The 16,482-nt window shown below is 67.8% G+C and carries 12 protein-coding genes; 7 read left to right on the top strand and 5 right to left on the bottom strand.

Features of this window, described 5'->3' with window-relative positions:
- The coding region (locus tag QH195_RS13570; protein WP_280435621.1) for a septum formation family protein at positions 1-1,022 on the bottom strand (1,022 nt) is incomplete at its 3' end.
- Positions 1,023-1,176: 154 nt separating this feature from the next.
- Between QH195_RS13570 and serS the strand changes: the two genes are divergently transcribed.
- The 4 genes from serS (at position 1,177) to QH195_RS13550 (ending at position 7,155) form a co-directional block, all read left to right on the top strand.
- The gene (serS, locus tag QH195_RS13565) at positions 1,177-2,439 is read left to right on the top strand and encodes a serine--tRNA ligase (RefSeq protein ID WP_280435620.1); all 1,263 of its coding nucleotides are present in this window, start codon (positions 1,177-1,179) and stop codon (positions 2,437-2,439) included.
- An 83-nt stretch (positions 2,440-2,522) separates the two neighbouring features.
- Positions 2,523-4,376: a putative bifunctional diguanylate cyclase/phosphodiesterase gene (locus tag QH195_RS13560; RefSeq protein WP_280435619.1), complete on the top strand. Its 1,854-nt coding sequence runs from the start codon at positions 2,523-2,525 to the stop codon at positions 4,374-4,376.
- A 168-nt stretch (positions 4,377-4,544) separates the two neighbouring features.
- Positions 4,545-5,939, top strand: coding sequence for an MFS transporter (locus QH195_RS13555; RefSeq protein ID WP_348536863.1), 1,395 nt, complete (start codon positions 4,545-4,547; stop codon positions 5,937-5,939).
- 202 nt (positions 5,940-6,141) lie between these two features.
- The gene (locus QH195_RS13550; RefSeq protein WP_280435618.1) at positions 6,142-7,155 is read left to right on the top strand and encodes a DMT family transporter; all 1,014 of its coding nucleotides are present in this window, start codon (positions 6,142-6,144) and stop codon (positions 7,153-7,155) included.
- A gap of 6 nt (positions 7,156-7,161) precedes the next feature.
- Here QH195_RS13550 and QH195_RS13545 read toward each other — a convergent pair whose 3' ends face one another.
- From QH195_RS13545 to QH195_RS13530, 4 genes are all read right to left on the bottom strand, one after another.
- Positions 7,162-9,441, bottom strand: coding sequence for a heavy metal translocating P-type ATPase (locus tag QH195_RS13545; protein ID WP_280423628.1), 2,280 nt, complete (start codon positions 9,439-9,441; stop codon positions 7,162-7,164).
- A 25-nt stretch (positions 9,442-9,466) separates the two neighbouring features.
- Positions 9,467-10,381, bottom strand: coding sequence for a hypothetical protein (locus QH195_RS13540; RefSeq protein ID WP_280435617.1), 915 nt, complete (start codon positions 10,379-10,381; stop codon positions 9,467-9,469).
- A 667-nt stretch (positions 10,382-11,048) separates the two neighbouring features.
- The gene (locus QH195_RS13535; RefSeq protein ID WP_280435616.1) at positions 11,049-11,789 is read right to left on the bottom strand and encodes a lysophospholipid acyltransferase family protein; all 741 of its coding nucleotides are present in this window, start codon (positions 11,787-11,789) and stop codon (positions 11,049-11,051) included.
- 57 nt (positions 11,790-11,846) lie between these two features.
- Positions 11,847-12,608, bottom strand: coding sequence for a lysophospholipid acyltransferase family protein (locus QH195_RS13530; RefSeq protein WP_280423631.1), 762 nt, complete (start codon positions 12,606-12,608; stop codon positions 11,847-11,849).
- 100 nt (positions 12,609-12,708) lie between these two features.
- On the opposite strand from QH195_RS13530, the gene QH195_RS13525 reads away from it, so the two are divergent.
- From QH195_RS13525 to hemC, 3 genes are all read left to right on the top strand, one after another.
- A complete protein-coding gene (locus tag QH195_RS13525; protein WP_280435615.1) occupies positions 12,709-13,668 on the top strand; it encodes a hypothetical protein in 960 nt (319 codons plus the stop codon).
- Between the two features lie 44 nt (positions 13,669-13,712).
- The gene (locus tag QH195_RS13520) at positions 13,713-15,290 is read left to right on the top strand and encodes a Rieske 2Fe-2S domain-containing protein (RefSeq protein WP_280435614.1); all 1,578 of its coding nucleotides are present in this window, start codon (positions 13,713-13,715) and stop codon (positions 15,288-15,290) included.
- Between the two features lie 108 nt (positions 15,291-15,398).
- On the top strand, positions 15,399-16,439 hold the full coding sequence (hemC, locus tag QH195_RS13515; RefSeq protein ID WP_280435613.1) for a hydroxymethylbilane synthase: 1,041 nt from the start codon (positions 15,399-15,401) through the stop codon (positions 16,437-16,439).
- The last annotated feature ends 43 nt before the right edge of the window (positions 16,440-16,482 follow it).

Here is a 16,482-nt window from a genome sequence, read left to right as displayed (position 1 = left end):
CATTTGGTGCCCGTTTCGGTCACGGTGATGCCTAGCCTGAGTGTTCTGGTGGCGATGGTGCCCACCGCGATCGCGTTCCGGGTGTTCGCGGTGTATGCGACCGGTGTCCTGGAGTTGGCCGGTGCCGCCGGCCTGCTGTTCGCCGGCACTCGCCGCTGGGCCGGGGTCGTCTGTTCGGGGCTTCCCCGGCTCCAACCCCCGGCCCCCACCCCGTGGCCGGGGCCGCCCGCCCCCCCGCGGCCGGTATTGGGCAGCGGATTACCACTCAATCCGGGTACCTGCAGACCGCAGCGCAGTATGCGATCCCCGGAGTTGTTCCAGCCGTCATTGCTCGGATACATCAATCCGACCGCGTACTTGCCGCGCGGATCGAACCGGCCGTTGAGGTACCGCTGGGCGGCGGGCACGCAATGCTCCTCGCGGAGTTCGGTGAGCCGCAGCGAATCCGGCCAGACCGCGTCGGGCCCGAATTCCGAGCCGGGGTACTGGCTCAGATCCACGGTATCGGTGACCTCGAACAGATGCTCTTCGGCGCAATCGAGTTCCACCAGGTCCGAATGGTCCGGTTTGGTCCAGGTGAGGCAATCGCCCGGAGCCACCGAAGCGAATACCTTGTCCGCCTTGGCGACCGCCCCGCCCGGACTGCGGGCCTGCAGGTTGGAGTCGTTGTCGAAACCGCTGAGCATCAGCGTGAGCAGCGCCGCGATGATCGCGCCGACGGCCACCGCGAGCAGACTCCAGCGCAATCGAGGCGCGGGGATCCGCTTGGGCTTGCCTTTGCCGCTCGGGCGCGAACCCGTCGTGCCGCCCGGACGCGAACCCGCGGTGCCCGGTCGTTTCCCGCGGCGCGGATGCCGGACCGCCGCGGGATCGTGGTCCGGCAATTCGGAGGATGCCGGATCACCGGACCGCGGCCGCGCGGAATCGGTCTTGCGACCGCGGCCCGGGCGGGCGGTACGCGAGCGCAACGATTGGCCGCCACGCAGGCCGGGCCGGTTTGCAGGCTCATTTTCGGAGGACATCGCGGTCCATCATGGCAGCGCCACACCCCAACGTGCCACGAACCCGGCCGATCGGTATGGCGCACTTGTGCGAGAACCGGCGGGATCGGCCGCGGCACCGGTGGGGAGATACTCGGTTGAAGCCGGAAATCCGCGCCCATTACGCTGGTCAGCCATGATCGACCTCCGACTCCTGCGCGATGATCCCGAGCTGGTCCGCGCCTCGCAGCGAGCCCGGGGCGAGGACCCGGCACTCGTCGACGCGCTGCTCACCGCCGATAGCGCGCGCCGGTCCGCGATCGCAACCGCCGATAAATTGCGGGCCGAGCACAAGGCCATGGGCAAGGAGGTCGGTAAGGCGAGCAAGGAAGAGCGCCCCGCCCTGCTCGAGCAGGCCCAGCAGATGTCGGCCAGGGTGAAAGAGGCCGAGACCGCGCAGCACACCGCCGAGGCCGAACTGCAGGAAGCGCACCGGGCGATCTCCAATATCGTCCAGGACGGCGCACCGGCGGGCGGTGAGGACGATTTCGTCCTCCTGGAGACGGTCGGCACTGTGCCCGAATTCGATTTCACTCCGCGTGATCACCTGGATCTCGGCGAATCACTGGGTGTGCTGGATATGGAACGTGGCGCCAAAGTTTCCGGCTCGCGATTCTATTTCCTCACCGGCTACGGAGCGTTGCTGCAGTTGGGGCTGTTGCAGTTGGCGGCACAGCGCGCGGTGGCCAACGGTTTCACGATGATGATCCCGCCCGTGCTGGTCCGGCCGGAAATCATGGCCGGAACCGGTTTCCTCGGGCAGCATTCGGCCGAGGTGTACCACCTCGAGGAGGACGATCTGTACCTGGTCGGTACCTCCGAGGTACCGCTGGCCGGGTACCACTCCGGCGAGATCCTGGACCTCGGCGCCGGGCCCAAACGGTATGCGGGCTGGTCGTCGTGTTTCCGCCGGGAGGCCGGCAGCTACGGCAAGGACACCCGGGGCATCATCCGGGTGCACCAGTTCGACAAGGTCGAGATGTTCGTCTACTGCCGGCCCGAGGACGCCGACGCCGAACACCAGCGGCTGCTGGCCTGGGAGCGCGATATGCTCGCCGCCCTCGACGTGCCGTATCGGATCATCGATGTCGCCGCGGGCGATCTGGGTAGTTCGGCCGCCCGTAAATTCGATTGCGAGGCCTGGGTGCCCAGCCAGGGGACCTACCGCGAACTCACCTCGACCTCGAACTGCACCACCTTCCAGGCACGCCGGCTGTCGGTTCGCTACCGCGACGAGAACGGGAAACCGCAGATCGCGGCGACGCTGAACGGAACGCTGGCCACCACGCGGTGGCTGGTCGCACTGCTGGAGAACCATCAGCAGGCCGACGGTTCGGTGCGGGTGCCCGCCGCCCTGGTGCCGTTCGTGGGTACCGATGTGCTGACTCCGGTGGGCTGAACGGTTCGGTTCACGGGTTTCGGGGTACTCGATATCCCCGGTTGGGTCGCCGCGCAGTGAGCTCGTTGTTTAGGCTGTTCACCGTGCGAGGAAGCGGGTCTCGCGGCGATACCCGGACGCGGGTACGGGCCGCGTCGGGTGTGGCGACGGCCATGGTCATGTCCCGGACCACCGGGGCCTTCTACGTCATGGGCGGTGTGCTGGGTCTCCTGGTCACCGCCATTGCGCCGGCCCGGGTGCTGTATCCGGGCGACGAGGGCAATCGCCTACTGGTCGGCTCCGCCGCGGCCGTGGCGCTCCTACTGGGGATAAGCCTGCTCGGCTGGGGTCCGCGGATGCCGCATTGGCTGCACCACGGCTACGTCGTCATGGCGACCGTTCTGGTGACCGTCGCCGTTCACTCGTTCCCCAATACCGTCGCCGCGATCACCCTGGCCTCGTTCTACGTTTTCGTCGCCTGTGACGCCGCGCTGTTCTTCGCCTGGACGCAGGCCGCGGCGCATATCGTCCTCTGTATGGCGCTGTGCTTGTGGGTGCTGCCGACGCGGGCGGGGCTGCCGTGGTGGTCCGGCGTGATCCCCGCGGGAATCACCTTCGGCGTGGGTGTCGTGGTGGGCATCCTCACCCGGATGGCGTCGGAGGCCGATATCGACACACTGACCGGCCTGCTGAACCGGCGCGGGTTCGACCGGGCCCTGAACACCGCGATCGAACAGGCCGACCGCTCGGGTCAGGCGCTGGCGCTGGTGCTGGTCGATCTCGACCGCTTCCAGAAGGTCAACGATCACCTCGGCCATCGCGCCGGTGACGCGGTACTGCAGAAGGTCGCCGGTACCTGGGCCGGGCTGCTGGGCCCCGGCCAGCGGCTGGCCCGCTACGGCGGCGACGTCTTCGCGGCACTGCTGCCGGGCACCACCGAACAGGCGGCAATCCTGCTCACCGAGCAGTTGCGGGCCGCGGTGAGCACCGGCTGCTCGGCGGGTGTCACCTCCTGGCAGTCCGGAGAATCGGCCTCCCTGCTGGTGAGCCGGGCCGATGTGGGCCTCTACCGGGCCAAGCAGTCGGGTCGCAACCGGACGGTGCTGGAATCGGGGCATCGCACGCCCCTGGCGGTGGAACTGCGCGAAGCCATCGACAACGGCACCCTCGACGTGCACTATCAGCCGATCGTCAGTCTCAGCGACGGCGGCGAGAAGGCGGTCGGGGTGGAGGCGCTGCTGCGCTGGTCGTCGAACGCGCAACCGGATGTCACGACCGAAGGCCTGATCCGGGTGGCCGAGGAGTACGACCTCATCGCCGACCTCGACGAACTGGTCCTGCGCCGGGCCTGCGCCGACGCCGCCCAACTCCAGGAAACGTTCGCTGCCCTGGAGCTCACCCTGAACGTGAACGTCAGCGGGCTGGAACTCGCCGAATCCGGGTACGCCGACAAGGTTGCCGGAATCCTGGAGAGCACCGGCTGGCCCGCGGATCAGCTGGTGCTGGAGGTGACCGAAACCGAACTGGCCGCCGAATCCGATACTGCGATCGCGAATCTGCACACTCTGCGCGATCGAGGCGTACGGATCGCCATAGACGATTTCGGTACCGGATACTCCTCGCTCAGCCGCTTGGCGACCCTGCCCAGCGACATCATCAAGGTCGACCAGTCGTTCGTGGCCGCGATCCGCTCCGATTCTCCGGCCCCACCGCTGCTCGGCGTGATCGCGGCGTTGAGCAAATCGCTGGATCTGCAGGTCATCGCCGAAGGTGTGGAAACCGAACATCAGGCGGCCGTGCTCACCGAGCTGGGTTTTGCGCTGGCCCAGGGGTACCACTACAGCGATTCTCATCCGGTGGCCGATCTGATCAGCGATATGAACCGGGGTCTGGGCGCCGCCAATACGCGAGCGCTCGGCATCGGTTCGGAAGCACAGAACGGCTGGGTGCCGCTCTGAGCCTCGCCGGCTGCGGGTTGCGAGCTGCCGGTGCCCGGAGCCGGTGGCCGGTCCGGTGCTGAAATCGCTCCGTGGCGGCCGGATGGGCGAAAATGTCTTGACCCGGAGGCCCTCGCCCCGGATGCTGATCGTATGCGTTTGGTCATCTACCACTGTTGACACCGGCGGGTGAGTTCCGGGCGTAAGGCCGGCATGCGCGCGCTGACGCTGCGCGCGACGCTGTTCGCCGCGACCGGAGACCTGATTCCGTACTACGCGCTGTACGCGTTGCTCTTCGCCGATCACGGTTTCGGGCCGGCACAGATCTCGCTGCTGCTCGCGCTCTGGTCGGTGACGGCCTTCGTCTGCGAGATCCCGTCCGGGGCGTGGGCCGATACCGTCTCGCGGCGCGGTCTGCTGATCCTCAACGGGTTCCTGATGGCCGTCGGGTTCCTGCTGTGGACGATCACGCCGTCCTACCTCGGGTTCGCACTCGGCTTCGTGCTGTGGGGTGTGGCGAGCGCGTTGCGGTCGGGCACCTTCGAAGCGCTGCTGTACGACGAACTCACCGTCCGCGGTGAGTCCCGTGCGTATGCCCGCGTCATCGGGTACACCCGGTCGGCAAGCGAGTTCAGTGCGGTGATCGCGATACTCGCCGCGACACCGCTGTACCTGTGGGGTGGTTACGAGCTGGTCGGCTGGGCCAGCGTCGGATGCGCGGTCGTACACACTGCCCTGGCCGGTAGCCTGCCGGCGGCACCGAAATCGGTTTCCGCGGCCGATGTCGCCGAACTCGAAGAGGAGGAACGCGGCGGAACCGACTCGGATACTGCGGGCCCGGCCGGGCTCACGCCGAGCCCGCGACCCGCAACCGCCGACCCCGCCACCAGCGGACACGGTTCGATCCGGCGGTACCTGCACATGCTCCGGACCGGAGTCACCGAAGCGATTCGGATCCGGCGGGTGCGGCACGCCGTAGGGCTTCTCGCACTGCTGTACGGGATCACCGCATTCGACGAATACTTCGGCCTGCTCGCCGGTGAGGCCGGTGCCTCTACCTCGGTGGTGCCGATCCTGATAGGGGTGACCGTCGTCGGCTCGCTGCTCGGTTCGCTGCTGGCCGGCCGGACCGAAACGATGCAGGCCCGCACCATGGCCGGCGCGCTGTGCGCGGCGGCTGTCCTTTTCGGTACGGGCGCACTGCTCGCCGGGGCGGCAGGCCGCTGGCCTGGAGCTGTATATGTTCTCACCGGTCTGGGGTTCGTGGCGCTGGCGGTTTCCTACGGCATCGTCTACAACGCGAGTATCGTCGCCGAAGCACGGTTGCAGGACTCCATCACCGGACCGGCACGGGCCACCGTGATGTCGGTCGCCGGGCTGTCGGAGGAATTGGTTTCGCTGGCGGTATTCGGTTTCGTCGGCCTGACAGCGTTGTGGTTGCCGATCTCCTCGACCCTCGCGCTACTGGGTATCGCTCTCGCCGCCATCGCGATCCTGACGCCGGCGTGGTTACCGACCCGGCCGCGATCGGACGACGCCGAGCCGTCCGCGGACCGCCGATCGCCGGAAACCGAGCAGGGGTGATGCTCGGTTCCGACTGCCCGTACCGAACGACGGTCGAGCAGCCGGCAGCACGAGCGAGACGGATCCTGCACTACCCGCACTCGTGCCTGCGGCCGGACAGCCCTCGGACCGCTGGCCGGTTCAACGATTGCCGGTATGGAACGCATACATGTGGATCGGCGGGTCCCGGGACGAATACCGCTCCGTCGGTAGGGTTCCGGTCATGGTGTTGCGGCGGTGGGGTCTCGCGCTCGGATTGCTGATCGGGGCCGGAGTCGCTGTCCAGGGGCGGATCAACGGGGAACTCGGCGCGCGGCTGGAGGACGGCGTTGCCGCGGCCGTGGTGAGTTTCGGCAGCGGGTTCGTGCTGCTGCTGATCGCAGTTGCGCTGAGTCCGCGGCTGCGGGCGGGCCTGCGCGGGGTGCGCGGGGCGCTGGCCTCGGGGGAGCTGAGGTACTGGCAGTTGCTCGGTGGGCTGTGTGGTGCGTTGTTCGTGGCGAGTCAATCGTTGGCCGTGGCCGCGGTCGGCGTCACGGCGTTCACCGTGGGCGCGGTATCCGGGCAGTTGGTGAGCAGTCTGGTTGTGGACCGGCTGGGAATCGGCCCACAGGGCCGTACCCCGGTGACCGCCGCCCGGCTCGGCGGGGCGGTCCTGGCGGTGGGTGCTGTGCTGCTGGCGGCGTCCGGCGGGTCGGGGTCGGCCGGGCCGGCGACGGCGTCCTGGCTCGGTGATACCGCCGGGCCGGTTCTGCTGATTCTCCCCGTGCTGGCGGGTGTCGGGCTGGCGTGGCAGCAGGCGTGGAACGGGCGGGTCGGTACGTCCGGGAGCCCGTTCGCCGCCACCGTGATCAACTTCGGTATCGGCCTGCTGGGCCTGCTCGTCGTCGAAGCACTGGTACTGGTCCGGGTCGGGGCGCCCGCGGAGTTTCCCCGCGAGCCCTGGCTCTACCTGGGCGGCGCGGTCGGGGTGCTGTTCATCGCGGCAGGAGTACTGGTCGTGCGCTGGGTGGGCGTACTGCTGATGGGTCTGAGCACCGTGGCCGGCCAGCTCACGACCTCGGTGCTGCTCGACTGGTTGCTACCCGCGGGCGCCCCGTTGTCGGCGACAAAGTTGATCGGATGCGGGCTCACCCTCGCCGCGGTGATTGTCGCGACCTTGCGAACGGGAAGTCCAGAACACAAGGCAGTCGGGAGCGCAGAGGGCCGGGGGCACCCGAGAGGTGCTCCCGGCCCTTGATGCGGGTCAGTGTGTCGGCCGGAACCTGCGCAGCCGCAGGCTGTTGCTCACCACGAACACCGAGGAGAACGCCATCGCGGCGCCGGCCAGCATCGGATTGAGCAGACCCGCCATGGCCAGCGGGATCATCGCCACGTTGTAGCCGAAGGCCCAGAACAGGTTGCCCTTGATGGTGCCGAGGGTTCGCCGGGCCAGCCGGATGGCGTCGGGGGCGGCGGTGAGGTCGCCCCGGACCAGGGTGAGGTCGGCGGCCTCGATGGCGATATCGGTGCCGGTGCCGATGGCCAGGCCGAGGTCGGCGCGGGCCAGGGCGGCCGCGTCGTTCACGCCGTCACCGACCATGGCGACGGTGCGGCCTTCGCCCTGCAACCGTTCGATCACCGCGACCTTGTCCTGCGGCAGCACTTCGGCGATCACCTCGTCGATGCCGACCTGCCTGGCGATGGCCTCCGCCGCGGTGGCGTTGTCGCCGGTGAGCATGATCGGGGTGAGGCCGAGGGACCGCAGCCGGGAAACCGCTTCGGCCGAAGTCGGTTTCACGGTATCGGCGACCACGAGCACGCCGCGGGCCTTACCGTCCCAGCCGATCGCCACCGCCGTCCGGCCCTCGGCTTCGGCCGAGCGCATGGCGTCGCGCAGGTCGGCGTCCAGGTCCAGTGCGTAATCGGCGAGCAGCCCGGTACGACCCACGATCACCGCGTGACCGTCGACCACACCCTCCACGCCGAGTCCGGCGATGTTGCGGAAACCCTCCACCGCAGGCAGTGCGCCGATCCGCTGGCGGGCGCCGTCCGCGATGGCCTTGGCGATGGGGTGTTCGGAGGAATCCTCGAGCGAACCCGCCAGCCGCAGCACCTCGTCGGTGTCCTCGCCGGCCGCGGCCACCACATCGAGCAGTGCCATCTTGCCGGTGGTCACGGTGCCGGTCTTGTCGAGGACCACGGTGTCCACCCGGCGGGTGTTCTCCAGCACCTCGGGCCCCTTGATCAGGATGCCCAGCTGCGCACCGCGACCGGTGCCGACCATGAGGGCGGTCGGGGTCGCCAGACCCAGCGCGCACGGGCAGGCGATGATCAGCACCGCCACCGCCGCCGTGAAGGCCGCCGCCACCGAACCACCGGTGCCGAGCCAGAATCCGAGGGTGGCCACGGCGAGCGCGATCACGATCGGGACGAAAACTCCGGAGATCCGGTCGGCCAGCCGCTGTGCCTGCGCTTTTCCGGATTGCGCGTCCTCGACCATCCGGGCCATCTGCGCGAGCTGGGTATCGGTGCCGACGCGGGTGGCCTGGACAGTGATACGACCGCCCACGTTCACGGTCGCACCGGCGACCGAATCCTGCGGCCCGACCTCCACCGGTACGGATTCTCCGGTCAGCATGGACACATCCACCGCGGAGGAACCGTCGACGATGACACCGTCGGTAGCGATCTTCTCGCCCGGACGTACCACGAAACGGTCGCCGACGGCGAGTTGTTCCACCGGTATCCGCTCTTCGGTCCAGCCGTTCGAGCCGGTCGGGCGCAGTACCGACACCTCTTTGGCGCCGAGTTCCAGCAGGGCCCGTAGCGCGGCTCCCGCGCGGCGTTTGGATTTCGCCTCGAAGTACCGGCCGGCGAGGATGAAGGTGGTGACGCCGGCGGCAGCCTCCAGGTAGATGCTGCCAGTCCCGTCCATCCGCGCGATGGTGAACTCGAACGGGTGGGTCATGCCGGGGGTGCCCGCGGTGCCCCAGAACAGGGCGTACAACGACCAGCCGAATGCGGCCAGAGTGCCCAGTGAGACGAGGGTGTCCATGGTCGCGGTGGCGTGCCGCAGATTCGTCCAGGCCGCCCGGTGGAACGGCAACGCGCCCCAGACGACGACCGGGGCCGCCAGCGTGAGCGACAGCCATTGCCAGTTGGTGAACTGCAATGCCGGGATCATCGCCATGGCGATCACCGGGACGGTCAGCACCAGGGAAATCAGCAACCTGGTGCGCAGGGAATCGGTGGGGTCGGCCGGTTCGGCGGCGGCCTTCTCCGCGGCGGGTGGTTGCGGCAGCGCGGCCGTGTAGCCGGTCTGTTCCACCACCGCGACCAGGTCGTCCGGGGTGAGGTTTTCCGGGTAGTGGACCCGGGCCTTCTCGGTCGCGTAGTTGACCGTGGCGGTTACACCGTCGAGCCGGTTGAGCTTCTTCTCGATCCGGTTGGCGCAGGATGCGCAGGTCATCCCGCCGATCACCAGTTCGACCTGTTCGGTCGAGGGTTGGGCGGTGGACGCCTCGCGGGGTGTCTGTGTGGTCATGGTTTTGCTCGCTCCGTGGGCCGGGTCAGTGGCCGTGGCCGGGTTCGGTGGGTTCGGGGGCCGGCTGCGTGGCGCTCGGGCCGGATGTGACCGGAACGGTCAACTCGGCCCGGTGCACGGTTCCCGCATGCCGGAATTCGAAGAACAGCCGGTAGTCGCCGGCGCCGGGCGCCGTTACCGCGAAACGTACGCCCGGTCCGGCCGGGGTGATTCCGTCGCCGGGATGGCCGGCCGGGTGGACGTGGAGATAGCCGAGGTCGGCGGCGCGCAGAGCCACGAGATGACCGTACGCCCCCAGGTAGGGCTGTAGATCGGTGACCGGTTGCCCGTCGCGCGACACCGTCAGGGTGAGGTCTGTGGACTGCCCCGCCGCCAAGGTTCCGTTCAGCTCGACCGTGTAGTCGCCCACGGTCGCGGAGGTGGCGGGTGCGGGCAACGGCTGCGGCGCGTACCGGCCCGCGACTCGCAGATCGGACCCGAGCGTGAACGGTTGCCCGTCGGCGGTGACGAAATCCGCGAAGACCCGGTAGTCACCGGCGCGATCGAGGTTCACGGGGGCGCTCCAGGTGCCGTCCGTGCCGAGCGTGGGATGCAGATGCTGATACCCGGTCATATCGCGCCGCACCAGGATCAGGTGCAGGTCTTTCTCGTGCTCGGTCGTATAGCGCACCACCGGCCGGCCGGTACTGTCCTCGATCCGGAAGCGCAGGGTGGCGTCGCGCCCGGATTCGGTGATCGGGTCTGCCACCACCAGCGTGTATCCGCCGGCGCTGTCCGTCAGGCCGCCCGGCCCCGTGGCCGGGCCGCGATCGGGGGCGGCGGTGTCGTGGGTCTCCGGCTCGCTGCCGGGCGACCCCACGAGGGTTCCGACTCCCAGTGCGACTCCGAACAGCGCGACAAGTCCGAGCGCGAAGCCGGCGAACTTGGTCGACGTATTCATCCGATGCTCCATCCAACGGTCTCCAGGCGGTCCACGCCGCCTCCGCCCATTACGGTACCCCCCTAGGGTATTTTGTCAACAGGTGTGGTGAGGGACGTCGAAAGGCTGTGGATGGATGGGAACAACCCTCTGGAGCGCGAACGCCGGTGTTCCATGACGCGTCCGGCCGGCGGCGACCGTGGGCTTCATAGCGCTCGAATCCGGCCGAGGCGACGTCCGTGCTTCAGGTCACCGCGCCGCGCGGGCGGTGAACACGGACCTTTTCGATCGTGCTGCCGGGACGTCGTCGGGGGAGGTGCCGTTGCAGGTGGAGCCTGTCGACACCATGTCGGTGCCGGAGGTTCCTGTGGAAGATTGTGGATATCTCGTCCAGCGGGCCGGTACGAACGTGGACCGCTATAGCGCTGGAGCTGGGGGACAACGTGCCGCCCTCGTCATCGCGACGCACGCTGCCCTTGGTTGTGCCGGTCGATTCGGAAATATTCGAGTGGTCGCAATGGAGGACGTGTGAGCCCAGCGGCGCATTTCGGATGGCGCACAGTCTCGCGGCCATTTCGCCGGGCCGAGCTCGTGACCGGGCGCATGCCGACCGGCGCCGGTATGCGCAGTCGAACGGACTTCAGGCAAGACGCCCGAGCAGTTTCCCTTGATCAGGCATGCGCTCGGGCTAGGGGCGCGACGTCCTGCGGCGCGCGTACTCTTCGGCCTCCAGTACCGCGGCCTGTTCGAGCGTCGGGGCGCTCCCGCCCAATCGGGCCGGCACCCACGGCTCACCGGCAGGCATCGGGTAACCGTCCTGGGCCGCGGTCAGCAGGTCGGTCATCCGGGTGCGCAGGGTGGCAGTGATCTCGTCGGCCGACCCGGTGGCCGCCAGCGGTTCACCGATCCGGATATTGATCGGGAATTTGTGGCGGCCGAGCTGCCGGGGGAATCCCTTGGTCCAGATACGCTGCGCCCCCCAGATGACCAGCGGAATGATCGGGGCACCGGATTCCAGTGCCATCCGGGCCGCCCCCGATTTGAATTCCTTCAGTTCGAAACTGCGGCTGATCGTCGCTTCCGGATAGACGACGACCAGTTCCCCCGCGCGCAGCGCCTCGACCGCCCGCCCGAAGGATTCCGCGCCCGCCGTGCGGTCCACGCCGATCGCCTTGCAGTGTTTCATCAGGAAACCGACGACGCCGTGTTCGAGCTCGGCCTTCATCATGTACCGCACATTGCGACCCGACCGGCGCCCCACCACCCCGACCTCCATGAAATCCAGATAGGAGGTGTGGTTCACGGCGAGCACCGCGCCACCGGTGCGCGGGATATGTTCCTGGCCGCGAATATCGACCCGCAGGCCCTGGGCGCAGAACACCGTATGCACCAGCCCGGCGAGAATATCGAAAACCGGCTCCCGCGCCATTGCGACTCCTGCTCACTACCTGCGGGTATACCCGCTCCCCGGTATGCCTCGCGGTGGCTACGCGTCCGCCGCGTCCTCGCCGGCCTGTTTACGGGCGGCTCGCTGCGCGGCCTCGGCGGCGTCCATCGCGTCGGCTTCCTCCAGGGTAGGGGCACTACCGCCGAGTCGTGCGGGAACCCAGTAGGCGCCGGGCTCGTGGTGGTAGTTCTCCTGGAGCCCGTGCAGCAGCCGCTGCATCGTAGAGCGCAGTTCGGCGGTGAGTTCGGCGGCGGGTTCATAGGGCCGGATAGGTTCGCCGACGGCGATGGAGATCGGGGTGTTGGTGCGGCCGAGTCGTTTCGGATACCCCTTGGTCCATACGCGCTGCGCACCCCAGATGACGATCGGGATGATCGGCACATCGGCCTCGATGGCCATCCGGGCCGCCCCCGATTTCAGCTGTTTGATCTCGAAGCTGCGGCTGATCGTGGCTTCGGGGTACACGCCGACGAGCTCGCCGCGGCGCAGATAGTCGACGGCGGCCTGATAGGAGTCGGCGCCGGCGGTGCGGTCGACCGGAATATGTTTGAGGGCCCGCATGATCGGGCCGGAGATCTTGTTCTCGAAGACGTCGTGCTTGGCCATGAACCGGATGTAGCGCTTGGGCGTACGCACCGGCAGACCCGCGTAGGTGAAATCCATGTACCCGGTGTGATTGACCGCGAGGACCGCGCCGCCGGTGGCGGGAATGTTCTCGTCGCCGGTGACGGTGAATTTCAGGCCCTCGAGGAAGAAGACGGTCCGGGCCAGCCCGATGACAGTCCGGTAGACGGGATCCACAAGTCCGCTAGCGTAGTCGCTGCCATGATGACCGGCACCGCCCGGCCCGCGAAAGCACGCCCCGCGGGCCCTGTTCGAACCGGTATGTACCGCAGGAAAGGTGATCGTCGAAGTGGAACGCGCCCGCCCCGTACCGTCGCGCCGACCCGGCCGCGCAACCGCACCGCATCGTGCAGGTGATCTCCGCACCGATGCCGCGCCGCGCCGCCGTCGGGGACGGTCGGCGGTGATCGGGCTGGCCGCGGCCGGGCTGCTGCTGGCCACCGGATGTGATTCGGTCTCCGGTATTCCGGTGGACGATCCGGCCACCGGGGCAATCGATACCGATACGAGCAGCGCTCCGACGGCAACCGCCACCGCCGTGGCGCCGGAGTCCACGCTGCCGCCGGTTCCCGCCGACGCACCGCCGGTCGGCGAGGTCCCCGGGGTTCCGGAGGCCGCACCCGCGCTCCAACGGTTCGCCGTGGACGTGCGCGCCGGAGATCTCACGACTCTCCGAGAGACCTGCTGGACCATCCCGCCCCTCACCACTCAGACCATGTACGCCGACCCGGATGCCGTGCTCAGCGCACTGGCGCAGCCCGGTACGGTCAGCGACGGAACCCTCACGTGGACAGACGGAGTGACCAGCGTCACTGCCGATCGGGATCGGGTGGCGTCCGGATATGCCTGCGGCCGAGTGTTCCCCGCCGGCGTGGAACCGGCTCACGACGCCGCCGACGCCCGGCACACCGTGCGCCGATACCTGTCGCGGTTCGTCGGGCAGCCGCTGCACCCCGACGATCAGGAAGCCGAATATCCGTTGGTCTGCGCGGCGAATCCGGCAACCTGGGATCCACCGGGCACCGGCGCGCCGGTGCCCGCACCGTTGGCGGACAACCCCGGCATGCTCACCGGAACCATCGGATTCACCGATCAGCAGATCAGTTCCCAGCAGCTGACGCCGGGATATATGTCGGTGACCGCGCCGGTGACAAATGCTTCCGGAGTCACGCAGAATCGGACATTCGTCCTCGCCGATGGTGACGACGGCTACTGCATCGGGGAAATTTCGTCCTGAGCCACTACCCTGGAAGCCTGCAATCGGTCAAGAGGAGCGAGCACGTGCAGATCACCAGCGTCGGACATGCGGGATTCCATATCCGGACCGCGGCCGGGACGATCCTATGCGATCCCTGGGTGAACCCCGCGTACTTCGGTTCCTGGTTCCCGTTCCCGGACAACACCCAGCTCGATTGGGAGGAACTCGGGAACTGCGATTTCCTCTATGTTTCCCATTTGCACCGCGATCATTTCGACGCCGCGCATCTGCTGGAGTACGTCAACAAGGACGCCACCGTCCTGCTGCCCGACTACCCGGTCCCGGACCTGCGCCGTGAACTGGAGAAACTCGGCTTCCACAAATTCTTCGAAACCGAGGATTCGGTCAAACACACGGTGACCGGCGCCATGGGTGCCGGCGGTGGCGATCCCACCGCCGAACTGGACATCATGATCGTCGCGCTGCGTGCTCCCGCGGACGGCCCGATCGGAGATTCCGGACTCATCGTCTCCGACCGGGAAACCACCTGTTTCAATATGAACGACGCGCGGCCGGTCGATATGGACGTGCTGCACGACGCCTTCGGCAAGATCGATATCCATCTTCTGCAGTACTCCGGCGCCATCTGGTATCCGATGGTGTACGACATCCCGGCCCGCACGAAATCGAATTTCGGGAAGCAGAAGCGGCAGCGCGGAATGGACCGGGCCCGCAGCTATATCGAGCAGGTCGGTGCCACCTGGGTTGTTCCGTCGGCCGGCCCGCCGGTTTTCCTGGACGACGAACTGCGCTATCTCAACGATGATCGCGGCGACGAGGGAAATATCTTCCCCGACCAGATGGTCTTTCTCGAGCAGATGCGTGAGCACGGCCACGATCGCGGGCTGCTGATGGTGCCCGGGTCGACGGTCGACGTGCACGGCGCCGAACTCGAACTGAACCACCCGTACGATCCCGCCACCATCTGGAGCGATAAGGCCGCCTACATCGAGAAGATGGCGCAGCGGCTGGCGCCGGTGCTGGTCGCGGAGAAGAAGACCTGGGCCCCCGCCGAAGGCGAACCGCTCCTCGAGCCGCTGCGCGAGCTCTTCGAGCCGATCATGCGGCAGAGCGACCTGATCTGCGACGGTATCGGCTACCCGGTCGGTCTCGTGATCGGCGACGAAACCGTGGTCCTGGACTTCCCGGCCCGCCAGGTCCGTGCCCCCCGCGAGGGCGAGGGCAGATACCGCTACGGTTTCCGGATCGCTCCCGAACTCGTCCGTACCGTCCTGCGCGATCAGGAACCGGACTGGGTGAACACGATTTTCCTGTCCACCCGCTTCCAGGCGTGGCGTATCGGCGGCTACAACGAGTACCTGTACACGTTCTTCAAATGCCTCACCGACGAACGCATCGCCTACGCCGACGGCTGGTTCTCCGAAGCCCACGACGATTCGGCCTCGGTGGAGGTGGCCGGCTGGGAAATCCAGCGCCGTTGCCCCCACCTGAAGGCCGATCTGTCGAAATTCGGTGTGGTGGACGGAAATACCCTCACCTGCAACCTGCACGGCTGGCAGTGGGATCTGGAATCGGGCCGCTGCAAAACCTCGAAGGGCCACGAACTCCGCTCCCGCAAACTCGCCGAACCGGCCAACTGACGTCGCCTGGCCGCCGCCACCGCGGGCGGCCGGGCAGGTATCGGTGGCGGCCTCCGGTACTGCCCTGGCCGGTGCGCGCCGCGATAGTCGGCGACACCGATATCACTTGTGCACTCCGGCCGGTTGCCGTGGTTTCGGGCGGCGGTAGAGTCGCGCTATGGCCTCGCGCATTTTCCGGGTCGCGACCCGGGGCAGGGCGAAGGCGGGCGTTTTCGTCGCTCTATCGCCCCGCTAATTATCCGGCTCCCCCCCCGGGCCAGTCCTATGGCAGTTGCCCAAGCAGAGCAGGTGGCAGCCGGTTTATCCGAGTTCGGTGTCGAAACGGAGCTGGTGAAGGTGACTTCTGCCGGCGACCGCTGGATGGGGGACCTGGCAAAGCTCGGCGGCAAGGGGGCTTTCGTCAAGGAAATCGACGACGCCCTGCTGCACGACGAGGCCGATCTGGCCGTGCACTGCCTGAAGGATATTCCGGGTGATATCCCGATTCCGGAAGGTATCGCGTTCGCCGGGTTCCCCAAGCGCGACGATGTGCGCGACGCGATCATCACCAAGGACGGCCGGCCGCTGTCGGAACAACCGGCGGGGACGGTGGTCGGCACCAGTTCGGTGCGCCGGGCCGCGCAACTGCGGTTGCACTATCCGCATCTGGAGATGAAACCGCTGCGCGGGAATATGAACTCCCGGCTCATGCGGCTCGAAGACGGGTACTGCGATGTGCTGATCGCCGCGGTCGCCGGAATGTACCGGATCGGCCAGGAGGATCGAATCACCGAAATCCTCCCGCTGGAGATCATGTGCCCCCCGATCGGCGCCGGTGTGCTGACGCTTGCCTGCCGCGCCGACGACGACGAGGTCCGCGAACTCGCGGGCAGGCTCGACCACGCCGAAACCCGCCGCGTCGTCGACGCCGAACGCGCGATGCTGCACGCCCTGCAGGGGCACTGCAATTCGCCGATCGCCGGGGTCTGCGTGATCGACCCGACCGGCCGGCTCTCGTTGCACGGCAAGGTGTTCAACCTCGACGGAACCCAGTGGCTGGATTCGCAGCACTGGGGTGTCCCGGAAGATCCCCAGGCACTGGGCTTTTTCGTAGGCTCGGACCTGCTGCGGCAGGGCGCACGCAAGATCATCGATTCCATCCCGCACTGAGCCGACCGGCGAAGAACGACTCGGAGTAGCCGAGGACGAATCG

The organism is Nocardia carnea (assembly GCF_029868855.1).
GTDB classification, from domain to species: Bacteria; Actinomycetota; Actinomycetes; order Mycobacteriales; family Mycobacteriaceae; genus Nocardia; species Nocardia carnea_A.
The sequence above is the reverse complement of the archived record's forward strand: the minus strand, read 5'-3'. Positions and strand labels throughout refer to the sequence as shown.

Coding starts and splice junctions, on each gene's coding strand:
- serS (WP_280435620.1), top strand. CDS start 1,177: ATGATCGACCTCCGACTCCTGCGCGATGATCCCGAGCTGGTCCGCGCC.
- QH195_RS13550 (WP_280435618.1), top strand. CDS start 6,142: ATGGTGTTGCGGCGGTGGGGTCTCGCGCTCGGATTGCTGATCGGGGCC.
- QH195_RS13545 (WP_280423628.1), bottom strand. CDS start 9,441: ATGACCACACAGACACCCCGCGAGGCGTCCACCGCCCAACCCTCGACC.
- QH195_RS13540 (WP_280435617.1), bottom strand. CDS start 10,381: ATGAATACGTCGACCAAGTTCGCCGGCTTCGCGCTCGGACTTGTCGCG.
- QH195_RS13535 (WP_280435616.1), bottom strand. CDS start 11,789: ATGGCGCGGGAGCCGGTTTTCGATATTCTCGCCGGGCTGGTGCATACG.